General features: G+C 70.1%; 20 protein-coding genes and 2 pseudogenes. 17 read left to right on the top strand and 5 right to left on the bottom strand.

Features of this window, described 5'->3' with window-relative positions; genetic code table 11:
• Positions 1-36 precede the first annotated feature (36 nt).
• The 4 genes and pseudogenes from ACFWPS_RS10125 to ACFWPS_RS10110 form a co-directional block, all read left to right on the top strand.
• Entirely contained in the window at positions 37-1,119 is a 1,083-nt protein-coding gene (locus ACFWPS_RS10125; protein ID WP_383703037.1) for a hypothetical protein, read from the top strand.
• Between the two features lie 34 nt (positions 1,120-1,153).
• Positions 1,154-1,267 (top strand): annotated as a pseudogene (locus ACFWPS_RS10120) (IS5/IS1182 family transposase); the annotation flags it as partial.
• 115 nt (positions 1,268-1,382) lie between these two features.
• Entirely contained in the window at positions 1,383-2,234 is an 852-nt protein-coding gene (locus tag ACFWPS_RS10115) for a MarR family transcriptional regulator (protein WP_383703035.1), read from the top strand.
• 115 nt (positions 2,235-2,349) lie between these two features.
• Positions 2,350-2,631, top strand: a pseudogene (locus ACFWPS_RS10110) (hypothetical protein); the annotation flags it as partial.
• A 165-nt stretch (positions 2,632-2,796) separates the two neighbouring features.
• On the opposite strand, the gene ACFWPS_RS10105 reads toward ACFWPS_RS10110, so the two are convergent.
• Positions 2,797-3,453, bottom strand: coding sequence for a class I SAM-dependent DNA methyltransferase (locus tag ACFWPS_RS10105; RefSeq protein ID WP_383703032.1), 657 nt, complete (start codon positions 3,451-3,453; stop codon positions 2,797-2,799).
• Between the two features lie 260 nt (positions 3,454-3,713).
• Between ACFWPS_RS10105 and ACFWPS_RS10100 the strand changes: the two genes are divergently transcribed.
• The 9 genes from ACFWPS_RS10100 to ACFWPS_RS10060 all read left to right on the top strand — a co-directional run bounded on the left by ACFWPS_RS10100 (position 3,714) and on the right by ACFWPS_RS10060 (position 14,469).
• Positions 3,714-4,931 carry a M20 family metallopeptidase gene (locus ACFWPS_RS10100; RefSeq protein ID WP_383703030.1) on the top strand — a complete coding sequence of 406 codons (1,218 nt, stop codon included), beginning with the start codon at positions 3,714-3,716 and terminating at the stop codon, positions 4,929-4,931.
• Positions 4,932-5,285: 354 nt separating this feature from the next.
• Entirely contained in the window at positions 5,286-6,317 is a 1,032-nt protein-coding gene (locus ACFWPS_RS10095; RefSeq protein ID WP_383703028.1) for a BMP family protein, read from the top strand.
• 244 nt (positions 6,318-6,561) lie between these two features.
• A complete protein-coding gene (locus ACFWPS_RS10090) occupies positions 6,562-7,611 on the top strand; it encodes a BMP family protein (protein ID WP_383703026.1) in 1,050 nt (349 codons plus the stop codon).
• Between the two features lie 327 nt (positions 7,612-7,938).
• The gene (locus tag ACFWPS_RS10085; protein WP_383703335.1) at positions 7,939-9,657 is read left to right on the top strand and encodes an ABC transporter ATP-binding protein; all 1,719 of its coding nucleotides are present in this window, start codon (positions 7,939-7,941) and stop codon (positions 9,655-9,657) included.
• Positions 9,654-10,775: an ABC transporter permease gene (locus tag ACFWPS_RS10080; protein ID WP_383703024.1), complete on the top strand. Its 1,122-nt coding sequence runs from the start codon at positions 9,654-9,656 to the stop codon at positions 10,773-10,775. Before ACFWPS_RS10085 ends, ACFWPS_RS10080 begins: the two co-directional genes overlap by 4 nt.
• Positions 10,775-12,037, top strand: coding sequence for an ABC transporter permease (locus tag ACFWPS_RS10075; RefSeq protein ID WP_383703021.1), 1,263 nt, complete (start codon positions 10,775-10,777; stop codon positions 12,035-12,037). Before ACFWPS_RS10080 ends, ACFWPS_RS10075 begins: the two co-directional genes overlap by 1 nt.
• Positions 12,034-12,438: a cytidine deaminase gene (locus ACFWPS_RS10070; RefSeq protein ID WP_383703019.1), complete on the top strand. Its 405-nt coding sequence runs from the start codon at positions 12,034-12,036 to the stop codon at positions 12,436-12,438. Before ACFWPS_RS10075 ends, ACFWPS_RS10070 begins: the two co-directional genes overlap by 4 nt.
• 73 nt (positions 12,439-12,511) lie before the next feature.
• On the top strand, positions 12,512-13,789 hold the full coding sequence (locus ACFWPS_RS10065; RefSeq protein WP_383703333.1) for a thymidine phosphorylase: 1,278 nt from the start codon (positions 12,512-12,514) through the stop codon (positions 13,787-13,789).
• A 95-nt stretch (positions 13,790-13,884) separates the two neighbouring features.
• Positions 13,885-14,469: a Uma2 family endonuclease gene (locus ACFWPS_RS10060; protein ID WP_383703017.1), complete on the top strand. Its 585-nt coding sequence runs from the start codon at positions 13,885-13,887 to the stop codon at positions 14,467-14,469.
• A gap of 8 nt (positions 14,470-14,477) precedes the next feature.
• Here ACFWPS_RS10060 and ACFWPS_RS10055 read toward each other — a convergent pair whose 3' ends face one another.
• Complete coding sequence (locus tag ACFWPS_RS10055; protein WP_383703015.1) at positions 14,478-15,398, bottom strand: AEC family transporter; 921 nt, start codon at positions 15,396-15,398, stop codon at positions 14,478-14,480.
• Positions 15,399-15,583: 185 nt separating this feature from the next.
• Between ACFWPS_RS10055 and ACFWPS_RS10050 the strand changes: the two genes are divergently transcribed.
• The gene (locus ACFWPS_RS10050; protein WP_383703013.1) at positions 15,584-15,970 is read left to right on the top strand and encodes an STAS domain-containing protein; all 387 of its coding nucleotides are present in this window, start codon (positions 15,584-15,586) and stop codon (positions 15,968-15,970) included.
• On the opposite strand, the gene ACFWPS_RS10045 is transcribed toward ACFWPS_RS10050, so the two are convergent.
• Positions 15,854-16,867 (bottom strand): sigma-70 family RNA polymerase sigma factor, encoded by a 1,014-nt coding sequence (locus ACFWPS_RS10045; RefSeq protein WP_383703011.1) that lies wholly within the window; start codon positions 16,865-16,867, stop codon positions 15,854-15,856. The genes ACFWPS_RS10050 and ACFWPS_RS10045 overlap by 117 nt on opposite strands.
• A gap of 225 nt (positions 16,868-17,092) precedes the next feature.
• Positions 17,093-18,361 (bottom strand): MFS transporter, encoded by a 1,269-nt coding sequence (locus tag ACFWPS_RS10040; RefSeq protein WP_383703009.1) that lies wholly within the window; start codon positions 18,359-18,361, stop codon positions 17,093-17,095.
• A gap of 63 nt (positions 18,362-18,424) precedes the next feature.
• On the opposite strand from ACFWPS_RS10040, the gene ACFWPS_RS10035 reads away from it, so the two are divergent.
• Positions 18,425-19,375 (top strand): LysR family transcriptional regulator, encoded by a 951-nt coding sequence (locus ACFWPS_RS10035; protein ID WP_383703008.1) that lies wholly within the window; start codon positions 18,425-18,427, stop codon positions 19,373-19,375.
• 53 nt (positions 19,376-19,428) lie between these two features.
• Here ACFWPS_RS10035 and ACFWPS_RS10030 read toward each other — a convergent pair whose 3' ends face one another.
• Complete coding sequence (locus ACFWPS_RS10030; protein ID WP_383703006.1) at positions 19,429-20,193, bottom strand: alpha/beta hydrolase; 765 nt, start codon at positions 20,191-20,193, stop codon at positions 19,429-19,431.
• A gap of 123 nt (positions 20,194-20,316) precedes the next feature.
• Between ACFWPS_RS10030 and ACFWPS_RS10025 the strand changes: the two genes are divergently transcribed.
• Positions 20,317-21,474, top strand: coding sequence for an adenosine deaminase (locus ACFWPS_RS10025; protein ID WP_383703004.1), 1,158 nt, complete (start codon positions 20,317-20,319; stop codon positions 21,472-21,474).
• A gap of 151 nt (positions 21,475-21,625) precedes the next feature.
• Positions 21,626-21,979 (top strand): ATP-binding protein, encoded by a 354-nt coding sequence (locus tag ACFWPS_RS10020; protein ID WP_383703002.1) that lies wholly within the window; start codon positions 21,626-21,628, stop codon positions 21,977-21,979.
• Positions 21,980-22,063 lie beyond the last annotated feature (84 nt).

The raw sequence follows: 22,063 nt of genomic DNA, 5'->3' as shown, positions 1-22,063 counted from the left end.
GGCACCTCCCGGCAACAGGACACAAGGAGAAGTGAGTTGACGGATCAGGACGTCGTGCCGGCGCCCGACCGGGCGTTCCAGTGCGAGGCGTGCGGCGGGGTCAGCGAGTACGCGCCCGGGACCTACGCGCTGCGCTGCCCGTACTGCAAGCACGAGCAGGACATCACCCCGATACCGCGGCAGGTGACCGAGCACCCGATCGAGGAACTGGCCGCACTGCCCCGCCGGGCCGTCGCGCCGGGCCGGGTGAAGGTGTACACCTGCCCCGGCTGCCACGCGGTGACCGAGAGCGACACGCTCAGCGACAAGTGCCAGTTCTGCGCCACCCCGCTGGTCTCGGACGCCTCCGGCACCGAGCGCGTGGTGCCCGAGGCGGTGCTGCCCTTCGGGGTGGGCCGTGAGCAGGCCCGTGCGGCGCTGGCGAAGTGGACCACGTCCCGCTGGTTCGCGCCGAACGAGCTGAAGAAGGTCACCGAGGCGGAGACCTTCCGGGGCAGCTACCTGCCGCACTGGACGTACGACGCGCAGACCACCACCGGGTACACCGGCGAACGCGGCGAGTACTACTGGGTGGAGGAGGAGGACTCCCAGGGCCACAAGCGGCAGGTGCGGAAGACCCGCTGGCACCACACGTCGGGGACGGTCGGCCGGTTCTTCGACGACGTGCTGGTGCCCGGCAGCGGCCAGGTGCCGGTGAAGGAACTGGACAAGCTGACCCCCTGGCCGTTGGCGGAGACGGTTCCCTACCAGGAGGAGTACCTGGCGGGCTTCCGCACCGTCCGGTACGACGTCGAGCCGGAGGCCGGCCTGGAGGCGGCGAAGGCGCGGATGGCACCGGTGATCCGCGCCGACTGCAAGCGGGACATCGGCGGCGACGAGCAGCGGGTGCACTCGATGTCCACCTCCTACAGCGGCCTCACCTACAAGCTGGTCCTGCTGCCCGTCTGGTTCCTGACCTACCTCCACGCCGGCAAGGCGTGGCCGGTGATGGTCAACGCCCGCACCGGCGAGGTCGTCGGAGAGCGGCCGTACAGCGCGCTGAAGATCACCCTGGCGTCGGTGGGCGCCGCGCTCCTGATCGCCCTGGTGGTGCTGCTCGTGGTGATGCTGCGCAACTAGGGGTGCGGACGCCGACACCGCCCTGATGGCCCAGGCCGACGCCGATGAGGACCTCGACCGGGCGGTTTCGGTGGACTCCACGATCGTGCGAGCCCACCAGCATGCGGTCGGGGCCCGCGAAAAAGGGGCCCCGGCCGACGAACCCGATCTCGCATACACGGCCACGCAGGCGCCAACCCATCTGCACTGTTTCCCTTCGGCCGCCGATGAGTTTCGGTGTGCCGGACGGTCCAAGTCGGCACACCTGACAAAGGGAGAACCCGATGGGCAAGACGCGCTTGCATCCGACGACTCACATCGCCCGTCGCATGTTCGAGCTCCTGGAGCCGATCTGCGTGGTCACCTACATGGCCGACGAGTGCAACCAGGAACTGGCCGCACTCGGCCACCGCACCTACTGGGACGGCTACTTCGCCAGCCGCGCCGCACCACTGGGACGGGTGCCGGCCCAGGTCGTGCACGCGGCCTTCTACAACTTCGCCGACGGGGAAGCCGCACGGCACATCCCCAGCGCCTGGGAGACGATCCCGCCCGAGGCCTCCGTCGCCGCGCGGGAGCGGGGCAGCGCGGCCTCCCTACGGCGCATCCTCGGCGACGAACTGGCCGACTCCCCGGGCCTGGTGCGCGCCGCAGACCTGACCACCAAGGCCGCGACGAGCGCCCCCACCGAAGGCCGGGTGATGTACGCCGGCCTGCGCACCCTTGAGGTGCCCAGCGACCCCGTCGCCCGGCTGTGGCATTCCGCGAACATGCTGCGCGAGCACCGCGGCGACGGGCACATCGCCGCTCTCGTCGGCGCGCGCATCGGCGGCACGGAGGCCCACGTGCTCTGCGCTCTGGAACAGGGCATCCACCCCCCGGAGTCGTTCGGACGCATCCATCACCTGCCGAAAGAGCGCCTGGCCGCGGTCATGGACGGCATGCGCGAACGCGGACTCATCGACACCGACGGCCGCTTCACCGACGCCGGCCGCGCGACCAGACAACGCATCGAAACCCTCACCGACGAACTCGCCACCCCGCCCTACGACGCCCTGTCCCCCGCCGAGCTCGACGAACTGATCACCGAGCTCGAACCCATCACCGCGACCCTGGTGGCCACAGGCTCGCAGTGACAAGCGGACATTGCTACAGATCTTCGTGATCAGAGAAGGCACAGGACACCGACGACCCTGCGGAGGACACGGGTTTCCACACCCGCCCGTCCTGCGTGGTGCTCCAGCTCGGTGGGCGAAGCAGATGTGGAGGGACCTGATGACGGCGATCCAGTACTTCTGGCGGCACCCGCTGGCGGAGCAGGTACGCGAGGAAGGCCGGGAGGAAGGTCGGGAGCAGGGGCGGGTCCAGGAGCGTGCGGAGATGGTTCTGCGGCTTCTGGAGTGGCGCGGTGTTCCGGTGAGTGACCCGGTGCGCGAGCGGGTGGACGCCTGTACCGATCTGGACCGGCTCGAGATCTGGGCCCAGCGCGCAGTGCACATCACGGACGCCGCGGAGCTGTTCGTCGGGGAGTGAACGTCGGGGCCGCCCGCTTCCTTGCAGTGTCGTGCCTCCGCGAACCGCGTCAAGGGCACTGCTGGAGGGTGTGGGGAGCCTGCGGGGCGTCGTCACCGGGTGCGGGCAGCGCACCCTGGAGTGACGCCCCGCACCTCGCCCGGGGCGCCCTCGCCCGGTACCCGCTCAGCCCGGCTTGCGGGCCAGGACGAATGCCCGGGGCCACTTCTCCGACTCCACCGGCTCACGGATCAGGGTCGCCGCCACGTCCAGCCCGGCCTTGGCGAGCATGTCGCCGACCGCGTACGCGGGGCGCCAGTAGTAGCGCAGGTCGATCTCGTGGCCGAAACGCTCGGTGAGGTGGAGGCCGGGCGTCTCGCCCTTCTGGAAGGACAGCAGGACGTGGCCGCCGGGGACCAGGGCGCGGTGGAAGCCGGCGAAGGTCGCCGGAAGGTGGTCGTCCGGGACGTGGATGATCGAGTAGAGGGCGAGGATGCCGCCGAGGGTCTCGTCGGGCAGCTCCAGGGACGTCATGGAGCCCCGGTGGAAGCGCACGGCGGGGTGGGCCTCGCGGGCCAGGGTGACCATGGCGGGGGAGAGGTCGATGCCGAAGGCCGGGACTCCCAGGTCGTTGAGGTGGGCCGTGATGTCGCCGGGGCCGCTGCCCAGGTCGGCCACCGGGGCGGTGCTGTTCGCCTTCACCAGCGTGGCGAAGGCGGCGATCATCGACATGTCCACCGGCCGTTCGGGCAGGCCGGGGAAGGCGGCGGAGTAGTCCTTGGCGATCGTGTCGTAGGACGTACGGGTGGTCTGTATGAAGTCGGGGGTCTCCGGGTCCGTCACGGTCGCGCACGCTACCGGGCGGACGCGGTCCGCGTGGCGAAGTCGCGGTTGCGGCTCGGTCCCGTTTCGGTGGATGGACAGGACCGGCGTGATCGTCGCCAGGCGTGGTATGCGTGGAAGAGGAAACATAGGTGTTACCCAGCCACGTCCGAGGTCATGCGTCCGCGGTCAGATTTTCTTCCCCTAACGGGCTGAACTTTTGTTGATCTCGGGTCAGTTGACCCTTCGGGCGTCCTACCCTTCAGAGGGTGAACCAATTGATGTCCACAGAGACCGAGGCCGACCTTCCCGGAGATGTGCTCCCCGGCGTGCTCAGCGAGGAACTGCACGCCGAACTCGTCGCCTTCCGCCGCGACCTGCACATGCACCCCGAGCTAGGGAACCAGGAGTTCCGCACCACGGCCGCCATCAAGGAACGGCTGGAAAAGGCCGGTCTCCGGCCGCGCGTCCTCCCGTCGGGGACCGGACTCATCTGTGACATCGGGCCGGTCGGGGACGGGCTTCCGGTGCTCGCCCTGCGCGCCGACATCGACGCCCTGCCCATCCCGGACATGAAGACCGAGTGCTCCTACCGGTCCACCGTGCCGGACCGGGCGCACGCCTGTGGTCACGACGTGCATACGACGGTGGTGCTGGGCGCCGGACTGGTCCTCGCCGACCTGCACGAGCGCGGGCAGCTGCCGCGGCCCGTACGGCTGCTCTTCCAGCCCGCCGAGGAGGTGCTGCCCGGCGGCGCCGCCGACGCCATCGAGGCCGGGGTGCTGGACGGGGTGGGGCGCATCATCGCCGTGCACTGCGACCCCCGGGTGGACGTGGGGCGGATCGGGCTCAGGACCGGCGCGATCACCAGCGCCTGCGACCGGATCGAGGTGTCCCTGGACGGGCCCGGCGGGCACACCGCACGCCCGCATCTGACGACCGACCTGGTCACCGCCGCCGCCCGGGTCGCCGTCGACGTGCCTGCGCTCATCGGGCGGCGCGTGGACACCCGCAGCGGGCTCGCCGTGACCTGGGGCCGGATCGAGTGCGGGCACGCGCCCAACGTGATCCCGCAGCACGCCGAGCTGTCCGGGACCGTGCGCTGCCTGGACCTGGCGGCCTGGCGGACGGCGCCGGACGTCGTACACGCGGCGATCGACGAGGTCGCGACCCTGCACCGGGCCAAGTCCGAGATCAACTACGTGCGCGGCGTGCCGCCGGTCGTCAACGACCCGGTGATCACCGAGCTGCTGCGGGACGCGATGACCGCCCGGCGCGGCACCGAGTCCATCGAGACCACCGAGCAGAGCCTCGGCGGCGAGGACTTCTCCTGGTACCTGGAGCACGTGCCGGGCGCGCTGGCGCGGCTCGGGGTGCGCACGCCGGGCGAGCGGACCGCGCGCGATCTCCACCAGGGTGACTTCGACGCCGACGAGCGGGCCATCACCGTCGGGGTGGAGCTGTTCACGGCCGCCGCCCTGATCGACGCGACCATGTAGTCGTAACGGCGGTAGTCGTATCAGACGGCGGGAGAAACGGTCAGCTTGCCGCAGACCCGACAGATTCCCGTAGATCACGCAGGAGGGCGGAGGGCGCCCGGTCGGTACCCCTTCGCCCCCTTGTGTCACCCCGCCGTAACCGTTGGCCCCCGCTTGTAACCCGGAGTCGGCACGGTTCGATAACGGCCCGGAGAAACCCCGTTCCCCTCCGCTTCTACGCGCGTTACTGTGCGCCGAAATCGCCACCGAGGGTGGACGGTTGGGGAAGCGGGCCGGTGACGGTGCCGTGGGGACGAAGGGGTGCTTGCTGTGCGTCATATCTCGGGTCGGAGGACACGGTTCTCCCAGGCAGCGGTGACCGTCGCGGTCCTTGCCCTCGCCGCGGCCGGTTGCGGTAAGTCCAGCTCGGACAGTGGTGCGACCAGCACCAACTCGTCCGGCAAGTACAACGGCAAGGGCATCGGCCTCGCCTACGACATCGGCGGTAAGGGCGACCAGTCCTTCAACGACGCCGCGTACGCCGGCTTCCAGAAGGCCGAGAAGGACTTCGGCATCAGCGGCCGGGACATCGAGCCGCAGGACGGCGAGTCCGACGCCGACAAGGTGCAGCGCCTCGACACGCTCGCCAAGGCCGGCTACAACCCGATCATCGGGGTCGGCTACTCCTACGCGCCCGCCGTCAAGGAGGTCGCGGCCAAGTACCCCAAGATCACCTTCGGCATCATCGACGACAACGAGGTGACGGCCTCCAACGTCGTCGACATGGTCTTCGCGGCGGAGCAGTCGTCGTACCTCGCGGGTGTGGCCGCGGCGTCCGCCACCAAGAAGGACCACATCGGCTTCATCGGCGGCGTCGACATACCGCTCATCCACACCTTCGAGGCGGGCTTCGACCAGGGCGCCAAGTCGGTCAACCCGAAGATCAAGATCGAGTCGCAGTACCTGACCCAGACGGCTCAGGAGGGCGGCTTCTCCAGCCCCGACAAGGGCAAGGCCGCCGCGCAGGGCCAGATCGACGCCGGTGCCGACGTCATCTACCACGCGGCCGGTCTCTCGGGCCAGGGCGTGATCGAGGCCGCCTCCACCGCCAAGGTGTGGGCGATCGGTGTCGACTCCGACCAGTACAGCCAGAGTGCGCTCGCCAAGTACAAGGACTACATCCTCGGCTCCGCCCTGAAGAACGTCGGCGGCGCGGTGTACGACCTCGTGAAGTCCGTCCACGAGGGCAAGCCGGAGAGCGGTGTCGTCAACGGCACCCTCAAGACCGGCGGCGTCGGCTTCGCGGACACCAACCCGAAGTACAAGGCCATGACCAAGGTCGTCGCGGCCGTCGACAAGGCCAAGCAGGACATCATCGACGGCAAGGTCACCGTCAACACGAAGTAATGCGACATATATAAGTCGCCGGGTGAGCGGCCGTACCCATGGGTGCGGCCGCCCGCGCGCCGTTGCAGTTCCTGCGCCCCTTGCCTCCCGCAAGGGGCGTACTGCTGTCCGTAGCCTTGGCAGTGACTGTGGCCACAGCTAGATAACGGACCGGACATTGGGGGTTTTCCGTCAGGTCTACGCGCGTTACGCTGCCGCGGAACCAGCGCCTGGTTTGGGCGCTTGCACGAAGGAGTCTCGTTCCATGCGCCGGGTGTCCCGAATCGCCGTTGCGGGCGTTGCAACCGCAGCCCTTGCCGTCACCGTTTCCGCGTGCGGCAGCTCGTCCAGCTCGTCCACCGGCAAGGCCGGCGCGTCCAAGGGAGTCGGTCTCGCGTACGACGTCGGCGGCAAGGGCGACCAGTCCTTCAACGACGCCGCCTACGCCGGCTTCCAGAAGGCCGACAAGGAGTTCGGCGTCACCGGCCGGGACATCGAGCCGCAGGACGGCGAGTCGGACGCGGACAAGGTGCAGCGGCTGGAGACCCTGGCCAAGGCCGGCTACAACCCGGTGATCGGCGTCGGCTTCGCCTACGCGCCCGCCGTCAAGGAGGCCGCCGCGAAGTTCCCGAAGGTCACCTTCGGCATCATCGACGACAACCAGGACCAGTCGAGCAACGTCGCGGACATGGTCTTCCACGAGGAGCAGTCCTCGTACCTGGCCGGCGTCACCGCCGCGCTGACCACCAAGTCGAACACCGTCGGCTTCATCGGCGGCGTGGACGTCCCGCTGATCCACAAGTTCGAGGCGGGCTTCGAGCAGGGCGTCGCGGACACCAAGAAGAACGTCAAGGTCAAGGCCCAGTACCTGACCCAGACCGCCCAGGAGGGCGGCTTCTCCAGCCCCGACAAGGGCGAGGCCGCCGCCGAGGGCCAGATCGGCGCGGGCGCCGACGTGGTCTACGCCGCCGCCGGCCTCTCCGGCCAGGGCGTCATCAAGGCCGCCGCCGCGCACAAGGTGTGGGCGATCGGCGTCGACTCCGACCAGTACAGCCAGGCCGCGCTGTCGAAGTACAAGGACTACATCCTGACGTCGGCCCTCAAGAACGTCGAGGGCGCGGTGTACGACCTCGCCAAGTCCGTCATCAAGGACAAGAAGCCGCTGTCCGGCGACATCCGCGGCTCCCTGAACAACGGCGGCGTCGGCCTGGCCGACTCCAACCCGGTCTTCAAGAACAACGCCACCCTGCAGGCCGCGCTCAAGAAGGCCGAGGCCGGCATCAAGGACGGCTCCATCACGGTCAAGACCTCCTGACCCAGGAGTCATGAGCTTGTCGTAGGCATGGTCAAAGAGGCGCTGTAATGGCAGCGTTACGGCCACGGAACGGGGTGCGGGAAGGATGTTCTTCCCGCGCCCCCTGCCATGATCCGGGGACCCGCACGGGGCCCTGGGCGCGGATCCGAGAGTTCGGTCAGGAATCTCGGTACGGGTCCGGTGGATCGGCGGCAGGGGCAACCCCCGTTCGCGCGGCAGAATGCTCGGAACGGATCGAGAGTCGAAAAAGCTCGGTCAGGTCCGGGCACTATTTAAAGCAGGGGCGCTACGCGCGTAGAGCGACCCCTTTCTCTAGGAGAGTGCGCCATCGACGCGTCCAGCAGCCCTCCGCTCACCGCAGAGACGACAGCCGCGGTCGAGCTGGCGGGGATCACCAAGCGATTCCCGGGTGTCGTAGCCAACCACGACATCCACCTGTCCGTCCGCAAGGGCACCGTGCATGCCCTGGTCGGCGAGAACGGTGCCGGCAAGTCGACCCTGATGAAGATCCTCTACGGCATGCAGAAGCCGGACGAGGGCACCATCGCGATCGACGGCGAGCAGGTCTCCTTCTCGTCCCCCGCCGACGCCATCGCGCGCGGCATCGGCATGGTCCACCAGCACTTCATGCTGGCGGACAACCTGACGGTCCTCGAGAACGTCGTGCTCGGCAGCGAGAAGCTGTACGGCATCGGCGGCAACGCGCGGAAGAAGATCCGCGAGCTCTCCGACCGCTACGGCCTCGGCATCCGCCCGGACGTTCTGGTCGAGGACCTCGGCGTCGCCGACCGGCAGCGCGTGGAGATCCTCAAGGTCCTCTTCCGCGGCGCCAAGACCCTGATCCTCGACGAGCCCACCGCCGTCCTCGTCCCGCAGGAGGTCGACGCGCTCTTCGACAACCTGCGCGAGCTGAAGTCCGAGGGCCTCTCGGTCATCTTCATCTCCCACAAGCTCGGCGAGGTGCTGTCCGTCGCCGACGACATCACCGTCATCCGCCGTGGTACGACGGTCGGGACCGCGATCCCCTCCGAGACCACCCCCCGCCAGCTCGCCGAGCTGATGGTCGGCAGCGAGCTGCCCACCCCGGAGACCGCCGAGTCCACGGTCACCGACAAGGCCGTCGTCACCGTCAAGAACCTCACCGTCTACGCCGGCGGCGGCATCGCCTCCCTCGGCGAGCTCGGCGCGCAGCCCGAGACCGCCACGGTCGGCTCGTCCGGTGCCGCGCCGGGTGCCGACGTGCTCACCGAGGCCACCACCCCCGGCGCCGCCAAGCGCGTCCTCGACGACGTCTCCTTCACCATCCACGCCGGCGAGGTCATGGGCATCGCGGGCGTCGAGGGCAACGGCCAGACCGAGCTGATCGACGCGCTCATCGGCACCAAGCACGCCGACTCCGGCGCGATCGAGTTCCTCGGCGAGGACATCACCGGCTGGCAGACCCGCAAGCGCCGCGAGTCCGGCGTCGGCTACATCCCCGAGGACCGGCACCGCCAGGGCCTGCTCCTGGAGTCCCCGCTCTGGGAGAACCGCATCCTCGGCCACGTCACCGAGAAGCCCAACGCGAAGGGCTTCTGGCTGGACATCAAGGGCGCTCAGGCCGACACCCGCCGGATCGTCGAGGAGTTCGACGTCCGCACCCCCGGCATCGACGTCACCGCCGCCTCCCTCTCCGGCGGCAACCAGCAGAAGCTGATCGTCGGCCGCGAGATGAGCCACAGCCCCAAGTTCCTGATCGCCGCCCACCCCACCCGCGGTGTGGACGTCGGCGCCCAGGCGCAGATCTGGGACCGCATCCGGGAGGCCCGCCGCGAGGGCCTGGCCGTGCTGCTGATCTCCGCCGACCTGGACGAGCTGATCGGCCTGTCGGACACCCTGCGCGTGATCTACGACGGAAAGCTGGTCGCGGACGCCGACCCGGCCACCATCACCCCGGAGGAGCTGGGCTCCGCCATGACGGGTGCCGCGTCCGGCCACCTGGAACACGTAGACACCGCCCCAGAAGAACACGAAGGCGCCGCTGGTCCGGAGGACGAGGCCCGATGAAGAAGTTCGACAAGGAGCGGGTGCTCCTCGCGGTGGCCGGCCCGGTCATCGCGCTCGTCCTGGCGGTCGCCCTGACCTCGATCGTCCTGCTGGCCTCGAACCGCAACCCGTTCGAGCCGTACGTGCTGATGCTCCAGCAGCTGCCGTACTCGGACATCCAGGTCCTGATCATCAACCAGGCGGCGATGTACTACATCGCGGCCATCGCGGTCGCCCTCGGCTTCCGGATGAACCTGTTCAACATCGGCGTCGACGGCCAGTACCGCCTCGCCGCCGTGATGACGGCCGTGGTCGGCGCCAACGTGGGCCTGCCCGCCTTCCTGCAGATCCCGATGCTGCTCCTGGTCGCCATGCTCACCGGCGCCTTCTGGGCCGGTATCGCGGGCGTCCTCAAGGTCACCCGGGGCGTCAGCGAGGTCGTCGCCACGATCATGCTGAACGCCATCGCCACCAGCGTCATCGGCTACATCACGCTCTCCAACGTGTGGGGCGTCCAGGTCGGCAACAACATGACGACCGGCGTGATGAAGAAGTCCGGCTGGTTCCCCGGCATCAACCTGGGCTCCGACGTCGGCGAGATCTACGGCATGGTCTTCGTCGCCATCGCCCTCGGCATCGGCTACTGGGTCGTCCTCAACCGCACCCGCTTCGGCTTCGACCTGCGCGCCACCGGCGCCTCCGAGTCCGCCGCGGCCGCCTCCGGCGTCGACGCCAAGCGCATGGTCCTGGTCTCCATGCTGATCTCCGGCGCCGTCTCCGGCCTCGCGGGCCTCCCGCTGCTGCTCGGCGACTCCCACACCTACAGCCTCGACTTCCCGGCCGGCCTCGGCTTCACCGCCATCGGCATCGCCCTGCTCGGCCGCAACAACCCCGGCGGCATCGCCTTCGCCGCCCTGCTGTGGGCCTTCCTCGACAAGGCCTCGCCCGCCCTCGACTACGCGACCCCGGTGGCGTACGAGAAGGAGATCGCCACGATCATGCAGGGCCTGATCGTCTTCTCCGTCGTCATCTCCTACGAAGCCGTACGGCAGTGGGGTCTGCGCCGCCAGCAGCGCCAGGTCGGCGCGGAGCTCGCCGCGGCCGCCGCCAAGAACACCAAGAAGGAGGTGGCGGCCTGATGTCCACCGCGACCATCGCCAAGCCGCAGGCGAAGCAGCCCGGCAAGGGCGGCCGCCGAATGTCGCTCCCGGTACTCCTGCTGGTCATCGCGGGCGTACTGATCCTGACCTCGGCCGTGCGCCTGATCACCGGCGCCGACGGCATCACCTCGACCGGCCAGATGTCCACCGCGCTGCGCCTCGCCGTCCCGATCGGCCTCGCCGGTCTCGGCGGTCTGTGGGCCGAGCGCGCGGGCGTCGTCAACATCGGCCTCGAAGGCATGATGATCCTCGGCACCTGGTTCGGCGCCTGGGCCGGCTACCAGTGGGGCCCCTGGGTCGGTGTGGTCTTCGGCATCCTCGGCGGCGCACTCGGCGCCCTGCTGCACGCCGTCGCCACCGTCACCTTCAACGTCAACCACATCGTCTCCGGTGTGGCCCTGAACATCCTCGCCCTGGGCGCCACCCGCTACCTCTCGAAGTTCACCTTCGAGAACGCCGAGGGCGGCTCCTCCAAGCAGTCCCCGCCGATCGACTCACTCGGCACCTTCAGCGTCCCCGGCCTTTCCGACTGGCTGAACACGCTCAACGAGAAGCACTGGTTCCTGATCTCGGACATCGCGGGCCTGGTCGGCGGTCTGCTGACCGACCTGTCCCCGCTGACGGTCGTCGCCGTCGCCCTCGTCCCGATCACCTGGTGGGTCCTGTGGCGCACCGCCTTCGGCCTCCGCCTGCGCTCCTGCGGTGAGAACCCGGTCGCGGCCGAGTCCCTCGGCGTCAACGTCTACAAGTACAAGTACATCGCGGTGCTCATCAGCGGTGGCTTCGCGGGCCTGGGCGGCGCCTTCCTCTCCATCGTCGCCTCCAACGTGTACCTGGACGGCCAGACGGCCGGCCGCGGTTACATCGGTCTCGCCGCGATGATCTTCGGCAACTGGATGCCGGGCGGCCTCGCCCTCGGCGCGGGCCTGTTCGGCTACACCGACAGCCTCAACCTGCGCGGCGGCACGGTGAACGTCCACGCGCTGATCCTGCTGCTCGCGATCCTGCTGGTGTTCGGCGCCGCCTACCTGGCCTGGCGCAAGAAGTACGTCCCGGCCGTCATCACGATCGTCATCTCGGTCCTGATGTTCATCTGGTACGCCACCACCAACGAGGTCCCGCGCCAGCTCGTGACCGCGACCCCGTACATCGTCACCCTCCTCGTCCTCTCGCTGTCCGCGCAGTCGCTGCGGATGCCGAAGGCGGACGGCCTGCCGTACCGGAAGGGACAGGGCAAGTGACCGACGCGGCCGCCGGCGTCGACTGGGAGACCCTGCGCGCGGAGGCCCGCGAGGCCATGTCCCACGCGTACGCGCCCTACTCCGGCTTCCCGGTCGGGGTCGCGGCCCGGGTCGACGACGGCCGCACGGTCTCCGGCTGCAACGTGGAGAACGCGTCGTACGGCCTCGGCCTGTGCGCCGAGTGCGGACTGGTCTCCGAGCTCCAGCGCACGGGCGGCGGCCGCCTCACGCACTTCACCTGCGTGGACGGCACGGGCGGGCTGCTCGTCCCGTGCGGCCGGTGCCGCCAGCTGCTCTACGAGTTCGGCGGCCCGGACCTCCTCCTGGACACCCCGGAGGGCGTCCTGCCCCTCTCCGAGATGCTGCCCCAGGCCTTCGGCCCGGCCCATCTCACCAAGTAACTCCCGTACGGCCCCTCCGCGTTCGGAGGGGCCGTACGCATCGCACTTCTCCGAAGGGAACGCCATGGCCACCATGGACGCCATCTCCGTCATCCGCACCAAGCGGGACCGCGGTGAACTCAGCGACCAGCAGATCGACTGGGTCATCGACGCGTACACGCGCGGCGAGGTCGCCGACGAACAGATGTCGTCGCTCGCGATGGCCATCCTGCTCAACGGCATGAACCGTCGCGAGATCGCCCGCTGGACCGCGGCGATGATCGCGTCCGGTGAGCGCATGGACTTCTCCTCCCTGTCCCGCCCGACCGCCGACAAGCACTCCACGGGCGGCGTAGGCGACAAGATCACCCTGCCTCTGGCCCCCCTCGTCGCCGCCTGCGGCGCGGCCGTCCCCCAGCTCTCCGGCCGCGGCCTCGGCCACACCGGCGGCACCCTGGACAAGCTGGAGTCGATCCCCGGCTGGCGCGCCCTGCTCTCCAACGAGGAGATGCTGTCGGTGCTGGACACCACCGGCGCGGTGATCTGCGCGGCGGGCGACGGCCTGGCCCCCGCCGACAAGAAGCTCTACGCACTCCGCGACGTCACCGGCACGGTCGAGGCGATCCCCCTGATCGCCTCCTCGATCATGTCGAAGAAGATCGCCGAGGGCACCGGCTCCCTGGTCCTGGACGTGAAGGTCGGCACGGGCGCCTTCATGAAGACGCTGGCCGATGCCCGCGAACTGGCCTCGACCATGGTGGGCCTCGGCACCGACCACGGCGTGAAGACGGTCGCGCTGCTGACGGACATGTCGACGCCGCTGGGTCTGACGGCGGGCAACGCCCTGGAGGTCCGCGAATCGGTGGAGGTCCTCGCCGGCGGCGGCCCCGCGGACGTCGTGGAGCTGACGATCGCCCTGGCCCGCGAGATGCTCGACGCGGCCGGCGTTCGCGATGCCGACCCGGCGAAGGCCCTGGCCGACGGCTCGGCGATGGACGTCTGGCGCCGGATGATCGCGGCCCAGGGCGGCGACCCGGACGCGGTCCTCCCGGTGGCGAAGGAACAGCACGTGATCAAGGCTCCGTCGTCCGGTGTCCTGACCCGCCTCGACGCCTACGGCATCGGTGTCGCCGCCTGGCGCCTGGGCGCGGGGCGTGCCCGCAAGGAGGACCCGGTGCAGGCGGGCGCGGGCGTCGAGCTGCACGCCAAGCCGGGCGACACCGTCACGGCGGGCCAGCCCCTCCTCACCCTGCACACGGACACGCCGGAGCGCTTCGAGTACGCGCTCCAGGCGGTCGAGGGGTCGTACGACATCGCGGCGGCGGGTACGGCCTTCACGGCGTCGCCCGTCGTGCTGGAACGTATCGCCTGACCAGGGGATTGCTCGATCGGGTGAACGGGATCGGTGGACCTGCGCCGGTCCCGTTCGGCATGCTGGGATCGGTGACGCACCGATAGGAGACCGCCATGAGCGCACTCACCGTGGGCCACGACCCCGAGCAGAGCTGGGACGAACTCGTCCGGTACTGGGAGGAGATGGAATGGCCCGAGGGCAGCAAGGTGGAGATCATCGAGGGGATCATCACCGTGTCACCTGCTCCGGCCTTCCGCCACAACGTCATCGCGGTCCGCGTCCAGCGCCGCCTCTACTCAGTGATCCCGGAGGACTGGGAGATCTTTCAGACGCTGGCGATCTCTGTGCCGTCGCGCTTGGGGATGCTCATCCCGGACCTGCTGGTGACGCCCGTACCGGAGCAGCCGGAGGCGGACTCCCACATCCCCGCCGCCCTCGCCGAACTCGTCGTTGAGGTCACCTCAAAGTCCAACGCCCGGCACGACCGCGTCAGCAAGCCCGCCGCCTACGCCACCGCAGGCATCCCGCTCTACCTGTTGATCGACCGCTGGGCCCCCGGCGGACCCACCGCAACGCTCTACGGCGAGCCGAAGGGCGATGTCTACCAGGTGCTCAGCTCTGTCAAGTTCGGTGACCCCATCAAGCTGCCCGCGCCGTTCGACCTCACCATCGACACCGGCGAGTTCCCCGTCGACTGACCGTCACGTCACCCCAGCAGCGCCGCCACGACCACCAGCACCGGCACCGCCAGCACCGTCGACAGCAGGATCGAGTCGCGGGCCAGTTCCTCGCCGACGCCGTAGGTGCTGGCGTAGGTGTAGAGGTTCTGGGCGGCCGGGAGCGCCGAGGTCACCGTGACGTCGAGCAGGGGTGCCCCGTGCAGGTCGAAGACGGCCGAGGCCAGGGCCCAGGCGGCGAGCGGCTGGCCCACCGACTTCAGGGCGACGGACAGGAACACCGGGTGGCGGTCGCGGCCGCGGCCCGGCGGGGTGCTGCCGCGCAGGGAGATGCCGAAGGCGAGGAGCACGGCCGGGACGGACATGTTGCCGATCAGGGTGAGGGGGTCCATCACCGGGCCGGGCACATGGATACCGAGCCCCGAGACCGCGACGCCGGTGAGGGAGCCGACGGCTATCGGGTTGCGGAGCGGTGTGAGCAGGCGGCGCCACCAGGGGCCCTTCTCGCCCGTGCCGGCCAGGTCGAGGATCGTCAGGGCGACCGGGGTGAGGACCACCACCTGGAAGAGCAGCACCGGGGCCACCAGGGACGCGTCGCCCAGCACGTACACCGCGATCGGGATGCCGAGGTTGCCCGAGTTGACGTAGCTGGAGCACAGCGCGCCGATGGTGGTGCGGCCGACGCCCCAGTGCCGTATGACACCCACCGCCACGAACGTGCCTGCCGCCGCTGCCGTGCTCAGGGCCGTCACCAGCAGGCGGCTGGAGAAGATCACCGCCAGGTCGGCCCTGGCGAGGGTGGTGAAGAGCAGGGCGGGGGAGGCGACGTGGAAGGCGAGCTTGGTGAGGACCTCGCGGCCGTTCGCTCCCAGATGGCCGCCGCGGCCCAGGACGTAGCCGACGGCGATGACGATCGCGATGACCGCGAAGCCGCTCAGCACCCCCTGCACGGGACCCCCTTGCGGGGGAGGAGACCGTAGGGCGTACCGGGCGCTGCTGATCCGTGGGGCATGCAGCCAACCCTCTGGGTCGGTCAGGTGCAGGTCAACGTTGTGGTGCTTGTGATCTGCGCGACCGTGCGGAGATCCGCACCCCGACGGCCCGCACCCCTGTGGCCGGCCCCTACCGATGAGTTGTGAACCCGTCGGGGGTCTACCGCCTCGTGGATGCCGCGACCCCCGCCGTGATCGTGCTGTCGGGCCCCGTCACCAGGGACGAGGTGCCGGGGCTGTGCGACGACGTGCGTGAGCTGCTGGCGGTCACCGGTGCCGGAGCGGTCGTCTGCGATGTGGGCGGACTCGGTCCCGGACCGCCGGGCCTGGCGGCCGTCGACCTGCTGGCCCGGCTGGAGCTGGCGGCCCGGAGGGCCGGAGGGCGGATACGGCTCCGCGACCCCGACCCCGCCCTACGCTCCCTCCTCCGTCTCGTCGGCCTTCGCCTCCAGGTGGAGGGGGAGATCGAAGAGCGGGAACCAGCGCTTGGTGTCGAGGAAGAAGTGGAACCCGGTCAGCCGGCCGTCTGAGATCTCCAGGACCTGGACGGACCAGGGGCTCCAGCCGCCGATGTCCGGGTCGGGCTTGTACTGGGCGAACCCGGGCAGGCCGTTGACCTGGACCGGGAACAGCCGCGAGCCCTCGCAGGCGGAGCCGATGGTGGTCATGAAGCCGGTGATGTCGTCGTGGCCGGTGAGCCACAGGTCGAACGGCGGCATCGTCATGATGGCGTCCTCGTGGAGGAGTGCCGTCAGCGCCGTCATGTCGTAGCCCTCGAAGGCGGCGACATAGCGCTCCAGGAGCTTCTGCTGCTCCTCGTCGAGCGGGTCGGAGACCTCGGCGCCGGCGCCCGACTGCCGCTGCTCGGCCAGGGTGGCCCGGGCCCGCTGCAACGCGCTGTTGACCGACGCGACGGTGGTGCCGAGCAGCTCGGCGACCTCGGTCGCCTTCCAGGCCAGAACCTCGCGCAGGATCAGCACCACCCGCTGCTTGGGCGGCAGCTGCTGGAGCGCGGCCATGAAGGCGAGCCGGATGGACTCCTTGGCCACGGCCGCCTCCGCCGGGTCGTCCACGGTCGGCAGCACGCGTGCGTCCGGCACCGGCTCGAGCCAGGTGTTGTCGGACCGGGGGGAGAGCGCCGCCTGGGCGAGCGGGGTCGACTCGCTCAGGTCCATCGGCCGGGCCCGCTTGTTGCCCGCGCTGAGCATGTCCAGGCACACGTTGGTCGCGATCCGGTACAGCCACGACCGCAGACTGGAGCGGCCCTCGAACTTCTCGTAGCTCCGCCAGGCCCGCACCAGCGTGTCCTGCACCGCGTCCTCGGCCTCGAAGGACGAGCCGAGCATGCGGTAGCAGTACCCGGTCAACTCGGTCCGGTACTTGTCCAGTGCGACGTCCAGCTCCGCCGTCGCCGTGCTGTCACTCATCGTCCGTCCACCCACCCCTGTGGCCGTTCCTGTCCGCGCGCCATTGCGCTCCAGCACTTCGGAAGCTACCGCAGGGGACTGACAATGGCCCCCGGAGTGGGGAAACGTGCAGGTGGGATGGGGTACGCCCACGAGCTCGGAGGGTCCGGTCCGTGGGCGGCGCCGTCGTCGCTTGTCGCGCAGTTCCCCGCGCCCCTTTCGGGGCGCTCCAGCGGGGGCGCTGAATCAGTGGGCGTTGGCCATCACGTGCCGGCGGGCCGCCACCGTGCCCAGGAGGGTGATGGCCACCACACCCGCGATCGCCAGCAGGCCCACGCTCACCGTGCCCGCCCAGCCCCCGGCGTGGAACGCCATCGCGCCCACCGTGCTGCCCGCGCTGGAGCCGATGTAGTAGGCGGACTGGTAGAGGGCCGACGCCTGGGCCCTGCCGTGGGTGGCTGTCCTGCTGACCGCCGAGGAGGCCACCGCGTGGCCAGCGAAGAAGCCCGCGGTGATCAGGACGAGGCCCAGCAGGACCAGGGGGAGCGAGTCGGCCAGGGAGAGCAGGAGGCCGGTGGCCGTCGTGCCGCCGGCCAGGTAGAGGGCGCCCCGGCGGCCCAGGCGGCCGACCAGGCGGCCCGCCGTCGACGCCGACACCGTGCCGACCAGGTACACCAGGAAGATCGAGCCGATGATGCCCTGGGGGAGCGAGAAGGGCTCCTCGGTCAGGCGGTAGCCGATCACCGTGTAGACGCCGCCGAAGACGGTCATGAACAGCGCGCCGATCGCGTACAGGCGGCGCAGCAGCGGGTCGGCCAGGTGGTCGCGGACCGTGCCGAGCAGCCGGCGCGGGTGCAGCGAACCCGCCTTGAAGTGCTGCGGGGCGGGCAGGAGCAGCCGGAAGGCGACCGCGCAGCCGACCGCGATCACACCGATCACGCCCACGGCGACCTGCCAGCCCCACTCCTGCGCGACCCAGCCGGTGATGACCCGGCCGCTCATCCCGCCGACGCTGTTGCCCGCGACGAACAGGCCGATGGCCGTGACCAGCGCCTTCGGGCGGACCTCCTCCGCCAGATACGCGGTCGCCGACGCCGGCAGGCCGGCCAGCGCCGCGCCCTGGACGCCACGGAGCACGATCAGCACGCCCAGGGAGGGCGCGAAGGGGACCAGCAGTCCGACGGTCACCGCCACCGCCAGCGAGGCCGTCATGACCGTACGACGCCCGAAGCGCTCGGAGAGCGCGCTCATCGGGATGACGAACAACGCCAGACCGCCGGTCGCCGCCGCCACCGTCCAGCTCGCGTCGCTCGCGGACACGCCGTAGCCGTCCGAGATCAGCGGGAGCAGGGCCTGCGTGGAGTAGAGGAGGGCGAAGGTCGCGACACCGGCGAGGAAGAGCGCGAAGCTCATCCGGCGGTAGCCGGGACCGCCCGGGGTCAGGCGGGAGTCGGAGGCGGGGAGGGACGGGACGGCGTCCACGGTGGTGGACGCCCCGGTACTGGCGGGAGACATGCCTCGAACGTACGGACCCCCACGCTGATCCGTCCAATGCATGGAATCGCCATAATCGTTCCCATGGAGCATCAGCAGAGGTCAGCGGAGCGCCTGTCACCGGACAGTGACACAGAAGACATGACGATGTTGCTCGCGCCCCGCCTCGCGTACTTCGCCGGCGTGGCCCGTACGGAGCACGTCACCAGGGCCGCCCAGGAGCTCGGCGTCCCCCAGTCCACCCTCTCCCGCGCGCTGGTCCGCCTGGAACAGGACCTGGGCGTCGACCTCTTCACCCGGCACGGCCGCACCGTCTCCCTCACCCCTGCCGGCCGCACCTTCCTCACCTCGGTCGAGCGCGCCCTCGGCGAGGTGCAGCGCGCCGCCGACGAGGTACGCGCCGACGCCGACCCCACCACGGGCAAGGTCGCCTTCGGGTTCCTGCACACCATGGGCGCGGAGACGGTCCCCGGCCTGCTCCAGGCGTTCCGGATCGACCACCCGCGCATCCGCTTCAGCCTCGTCCAGAACTACGGCGAGGCGATGATCGAGAAGCTGCGGGCGGGCGAGCTGGACCTGTGTCTGACCTCCCCGGTGCCGGACGCCCCGGACCTGGCCGCCCGCCGCCTCGACGAACAGAAGCTGCGCCTGGTGGTGCCCGCGGACCACCCACTGGCGTCCCGCAAGCGCATCCGCCTCGCCGAGGCGGCCGACGAGACCTTCGTGACCCTGGAACCGGGCTACGGTCTGCGCCGCATCACCGACGACCTCTGCAAGGAGGCGGGTTTCAGGCCGAGGATCGCCTTCGAGGGAGAGGAGGCGGAGACCTTGCGGGGCCTGGTGGCGGCCGGGCTGGGGGTGGCGCTGCTCCCCCCGCCCGCGTTTCCCCGCCCGGGAGTCGTGGAACTGACGGTCACGGCCCCGAGAGCGGCGAGAGAAATCGGCGTGGCATGGCTGGAGGGCCACCCGGACACACCCCCGGTGGCCGCCTTCAAAAGGTTTCTGCTTTCAAGGCGGGGGAGTCTCCTTCCCTAGGGGCGCGGGGAACTGCGCAAAACCACCCACGACCCGCACCCCGAAACCGGACCTCAGCCCTTACGAAGCGACCGCCCGAACCCCGCAGCCAACGGCATCCGCAACCCGATCGGCGGCGGCGCAGCCAACGCGTCCTCCACCGGCCGCGACACCGCATGCCCGTACAGCGCCCCCATGACGAAGTCCGAAGCGAGAGCGAGGACTTCGTCCCGGTGCTGATGCAACCCGTGGCCGTCCGAGTGCACCTCGAACCGGCACACCTCCCGGTTCGCCTTCTTCGCCCGCGCCGCCAGCCGGAACGACAGCTCCGGGTCGGTCCGTTCGTCGTTCGTGCCGTGCACGATCAGCACCCGCCGCCCCACCAGCTGCCGAACCGGTTCCTCGGGCGCCGCCACGTCCGTCTCGGGCAGCCAGGGGGCGATGGAGACGACGGAGTTGACGGCCTCGTGGCCGCCCGCGTGCAGCGCGGCCCGCCCGCCCATCCCCACGCCGAGCAGGCACACCGGCACATCGCCGTACCGTCGTACCACCTCGTCCGCCGCCCAGCCGGCGTCCCCCGCGAGATGCGCCTCGTTGCCGTTCCAGCCGCGATAGCGGTAGTGGACGACGTGCGCGGCCAGCCCCTCGTCCCGGCCGTCCCGGGCGAGCCGGCGGCCGAGCGCGCGGACGAAGGCCGTCGCCCATACGGGGGACGGCTTGCGCGCGGAGACCTCCTCCCCGCCGGGGAGGAGCAGGACCGCCCCGGTCGCCGTCGTCGGTTCCTGGCCGACTGGCCTGCTCAGGCTTGCCGTTCGGGTCGGCGTCGCTTGCTGTGCCATGACAGAACAGTGTCAGAAGAGGCGGTGTACGCGACCCGTCCGTGCGGTCACCATTGCGTATCGACGAAAACGGGAATCTCCGAGTACCGGGCGATCTACGCGCGTAGGAGTTACAGTGCGGAAATGACGAGCCAGAGCACCGCGAACACCCCGACGCCGGACCAGATCCGCCGGGCGCCGAAGGTTCTGCTGCACGACCACCTCGACGGCGGCCTGCGTCCGGGCACCGTCGCCGACCTCGCCCGGGAGACCGGGTACGCCGGCCTTCCCGAGACCGACCCGGACAAGCTCGGCATCTGGTTCCGGGAGGCCGCCGACTCCGGTTCGCTGGAGCGGTACCTGGAGACGTTCTCGCACACCGTCGGTGTCATGCAGACCCGGGACGCCCTCGTCCGGGTCGCCCGCGAGTGCGCCGAGGACCTCGCCGAGGACGGCGTCGTCTACGCCGAGGTGCGGTACGCCCCCGAGCAGCACCTGGAGCAGGGGCTCTCCCTCGAAGAGATCGTCGAGGCCGTCAACGAGGGCTTCCGCCAGGGCGAGGCCCTGGCCCGGGAGAACGGCCGGCGGATCCGGGTCGGCGCCCTGCTCACCGCCATGCGGCACGCGGCCCGCTCCCTGGAGATCGCCGAGCTCGCCAACCGCTACCGGGACCTGGGGGTGGTGGGCTTCGACATCGCCGGGGCCGAGGCGGGCTACCCGCCCACCCGGCACCTCGACGCCTTCGAGTACCTCAAGCGGGAGAACAACCACTTCACCATCCACGCCGGTGAGGCCTTCGGGCTGCCGTCCATCTGGCAGGCGCTCCAGTGGTGCGGTGCCGACCGGCTCGGGCACGGGGTGCGGATCATCGACGACATCCAGGTCCACGAGGACGGCACGGTCAAGCTCGGCCGGCTGGCGTCGTACGTCCGCGACAAGCGGATCCCGCTGGAGCTGTGCCCCAGTTCCAACCTGCAGACCGGGGCGGCCGACTCCTATGCCGGGCACCCGATCGGGCTGCTGCGCCGGCTGCACTTCCGGGCCACCGTGAACACCGACAACCGGCTGATGTCCGGGACCAGCATGACCCGGGAATTCGAGCATCTCGTCGAGGCGTTCGGTTACACGCTCGACGACCTGCAGTGGTTCTCCGTCAATGCGATGAAATCAGCGTTCATTCCTTTCGATGAACGGCTTGCCATGATCAATGACGTCGTCAAGCCCGGTTATGCGGAGCTGAAATCCGAATGGCTGTTCCGGCAGACCGCCTCCACCAGCGGTTCTGTCGATTCGGAGAGCTGATCGGGTATCCGGGCGGGGAACGGAATGCGGACGGGCCTTCACTGTTCGTCCGCATTTCGATGTTTGCGGCGGGCGGCCCGGCATGTTTACGGTCGAGGACCGCTCAGCGCGTTATCGATCCCCGTCACCGCATTCCAAGGACGCATTAACGATGAAGCAGTCTGCTGCCAAGACCCTCGGTGTCGCCGCCCTCGGTGCCGCCTTCGCCGCCGCCGGCGCGGGCGCGGCCAACGCGGCCCCGGCCGTCCCGGACGCCTCGCAGGCCCTGGGCACCGTCACCAAGACCCTGCCGGTCGAGAACGTCGCCAAGGCCCTGCCGGGCGCCGGTGGGGCCCTCGCGCAGGGGCAGACCGCCCTGGGGGCCGGCCTGACCGCCGTCCAGCCCGCCGTCCAGCAGGTCCTCGCCGACGGCCCGGCCAAGCCCGTCGCCGGCCTCCTCGGTGGACTGCCGCTCCACGGCCTGCCCACGCACGGCCTGCCGATCAACGGGATTCCGCTCGGCTGACCTCTCCCCAGCCGATCGGCAACGCCGTTGGGGGGGGCCCGGGGGGTGCGGGGGGCCCCCCCCCCGGGGGGGGTTAAACAAAAA

It is taken from the genome of Streptomyces sp. NPDC058457 (assembly GCF_042720695.1).
In the GTDB taxonomy this organism is placed as follows: Bacteria; Actinomycetota; Actinomycetes; order Streptomycetales; family Streptomycetaceae; genus Streptomyces.
Note: the sequence above shows the minus strand (reverse complement) of the source record. Positions and strands in the feature narration are given on the sequence as shown.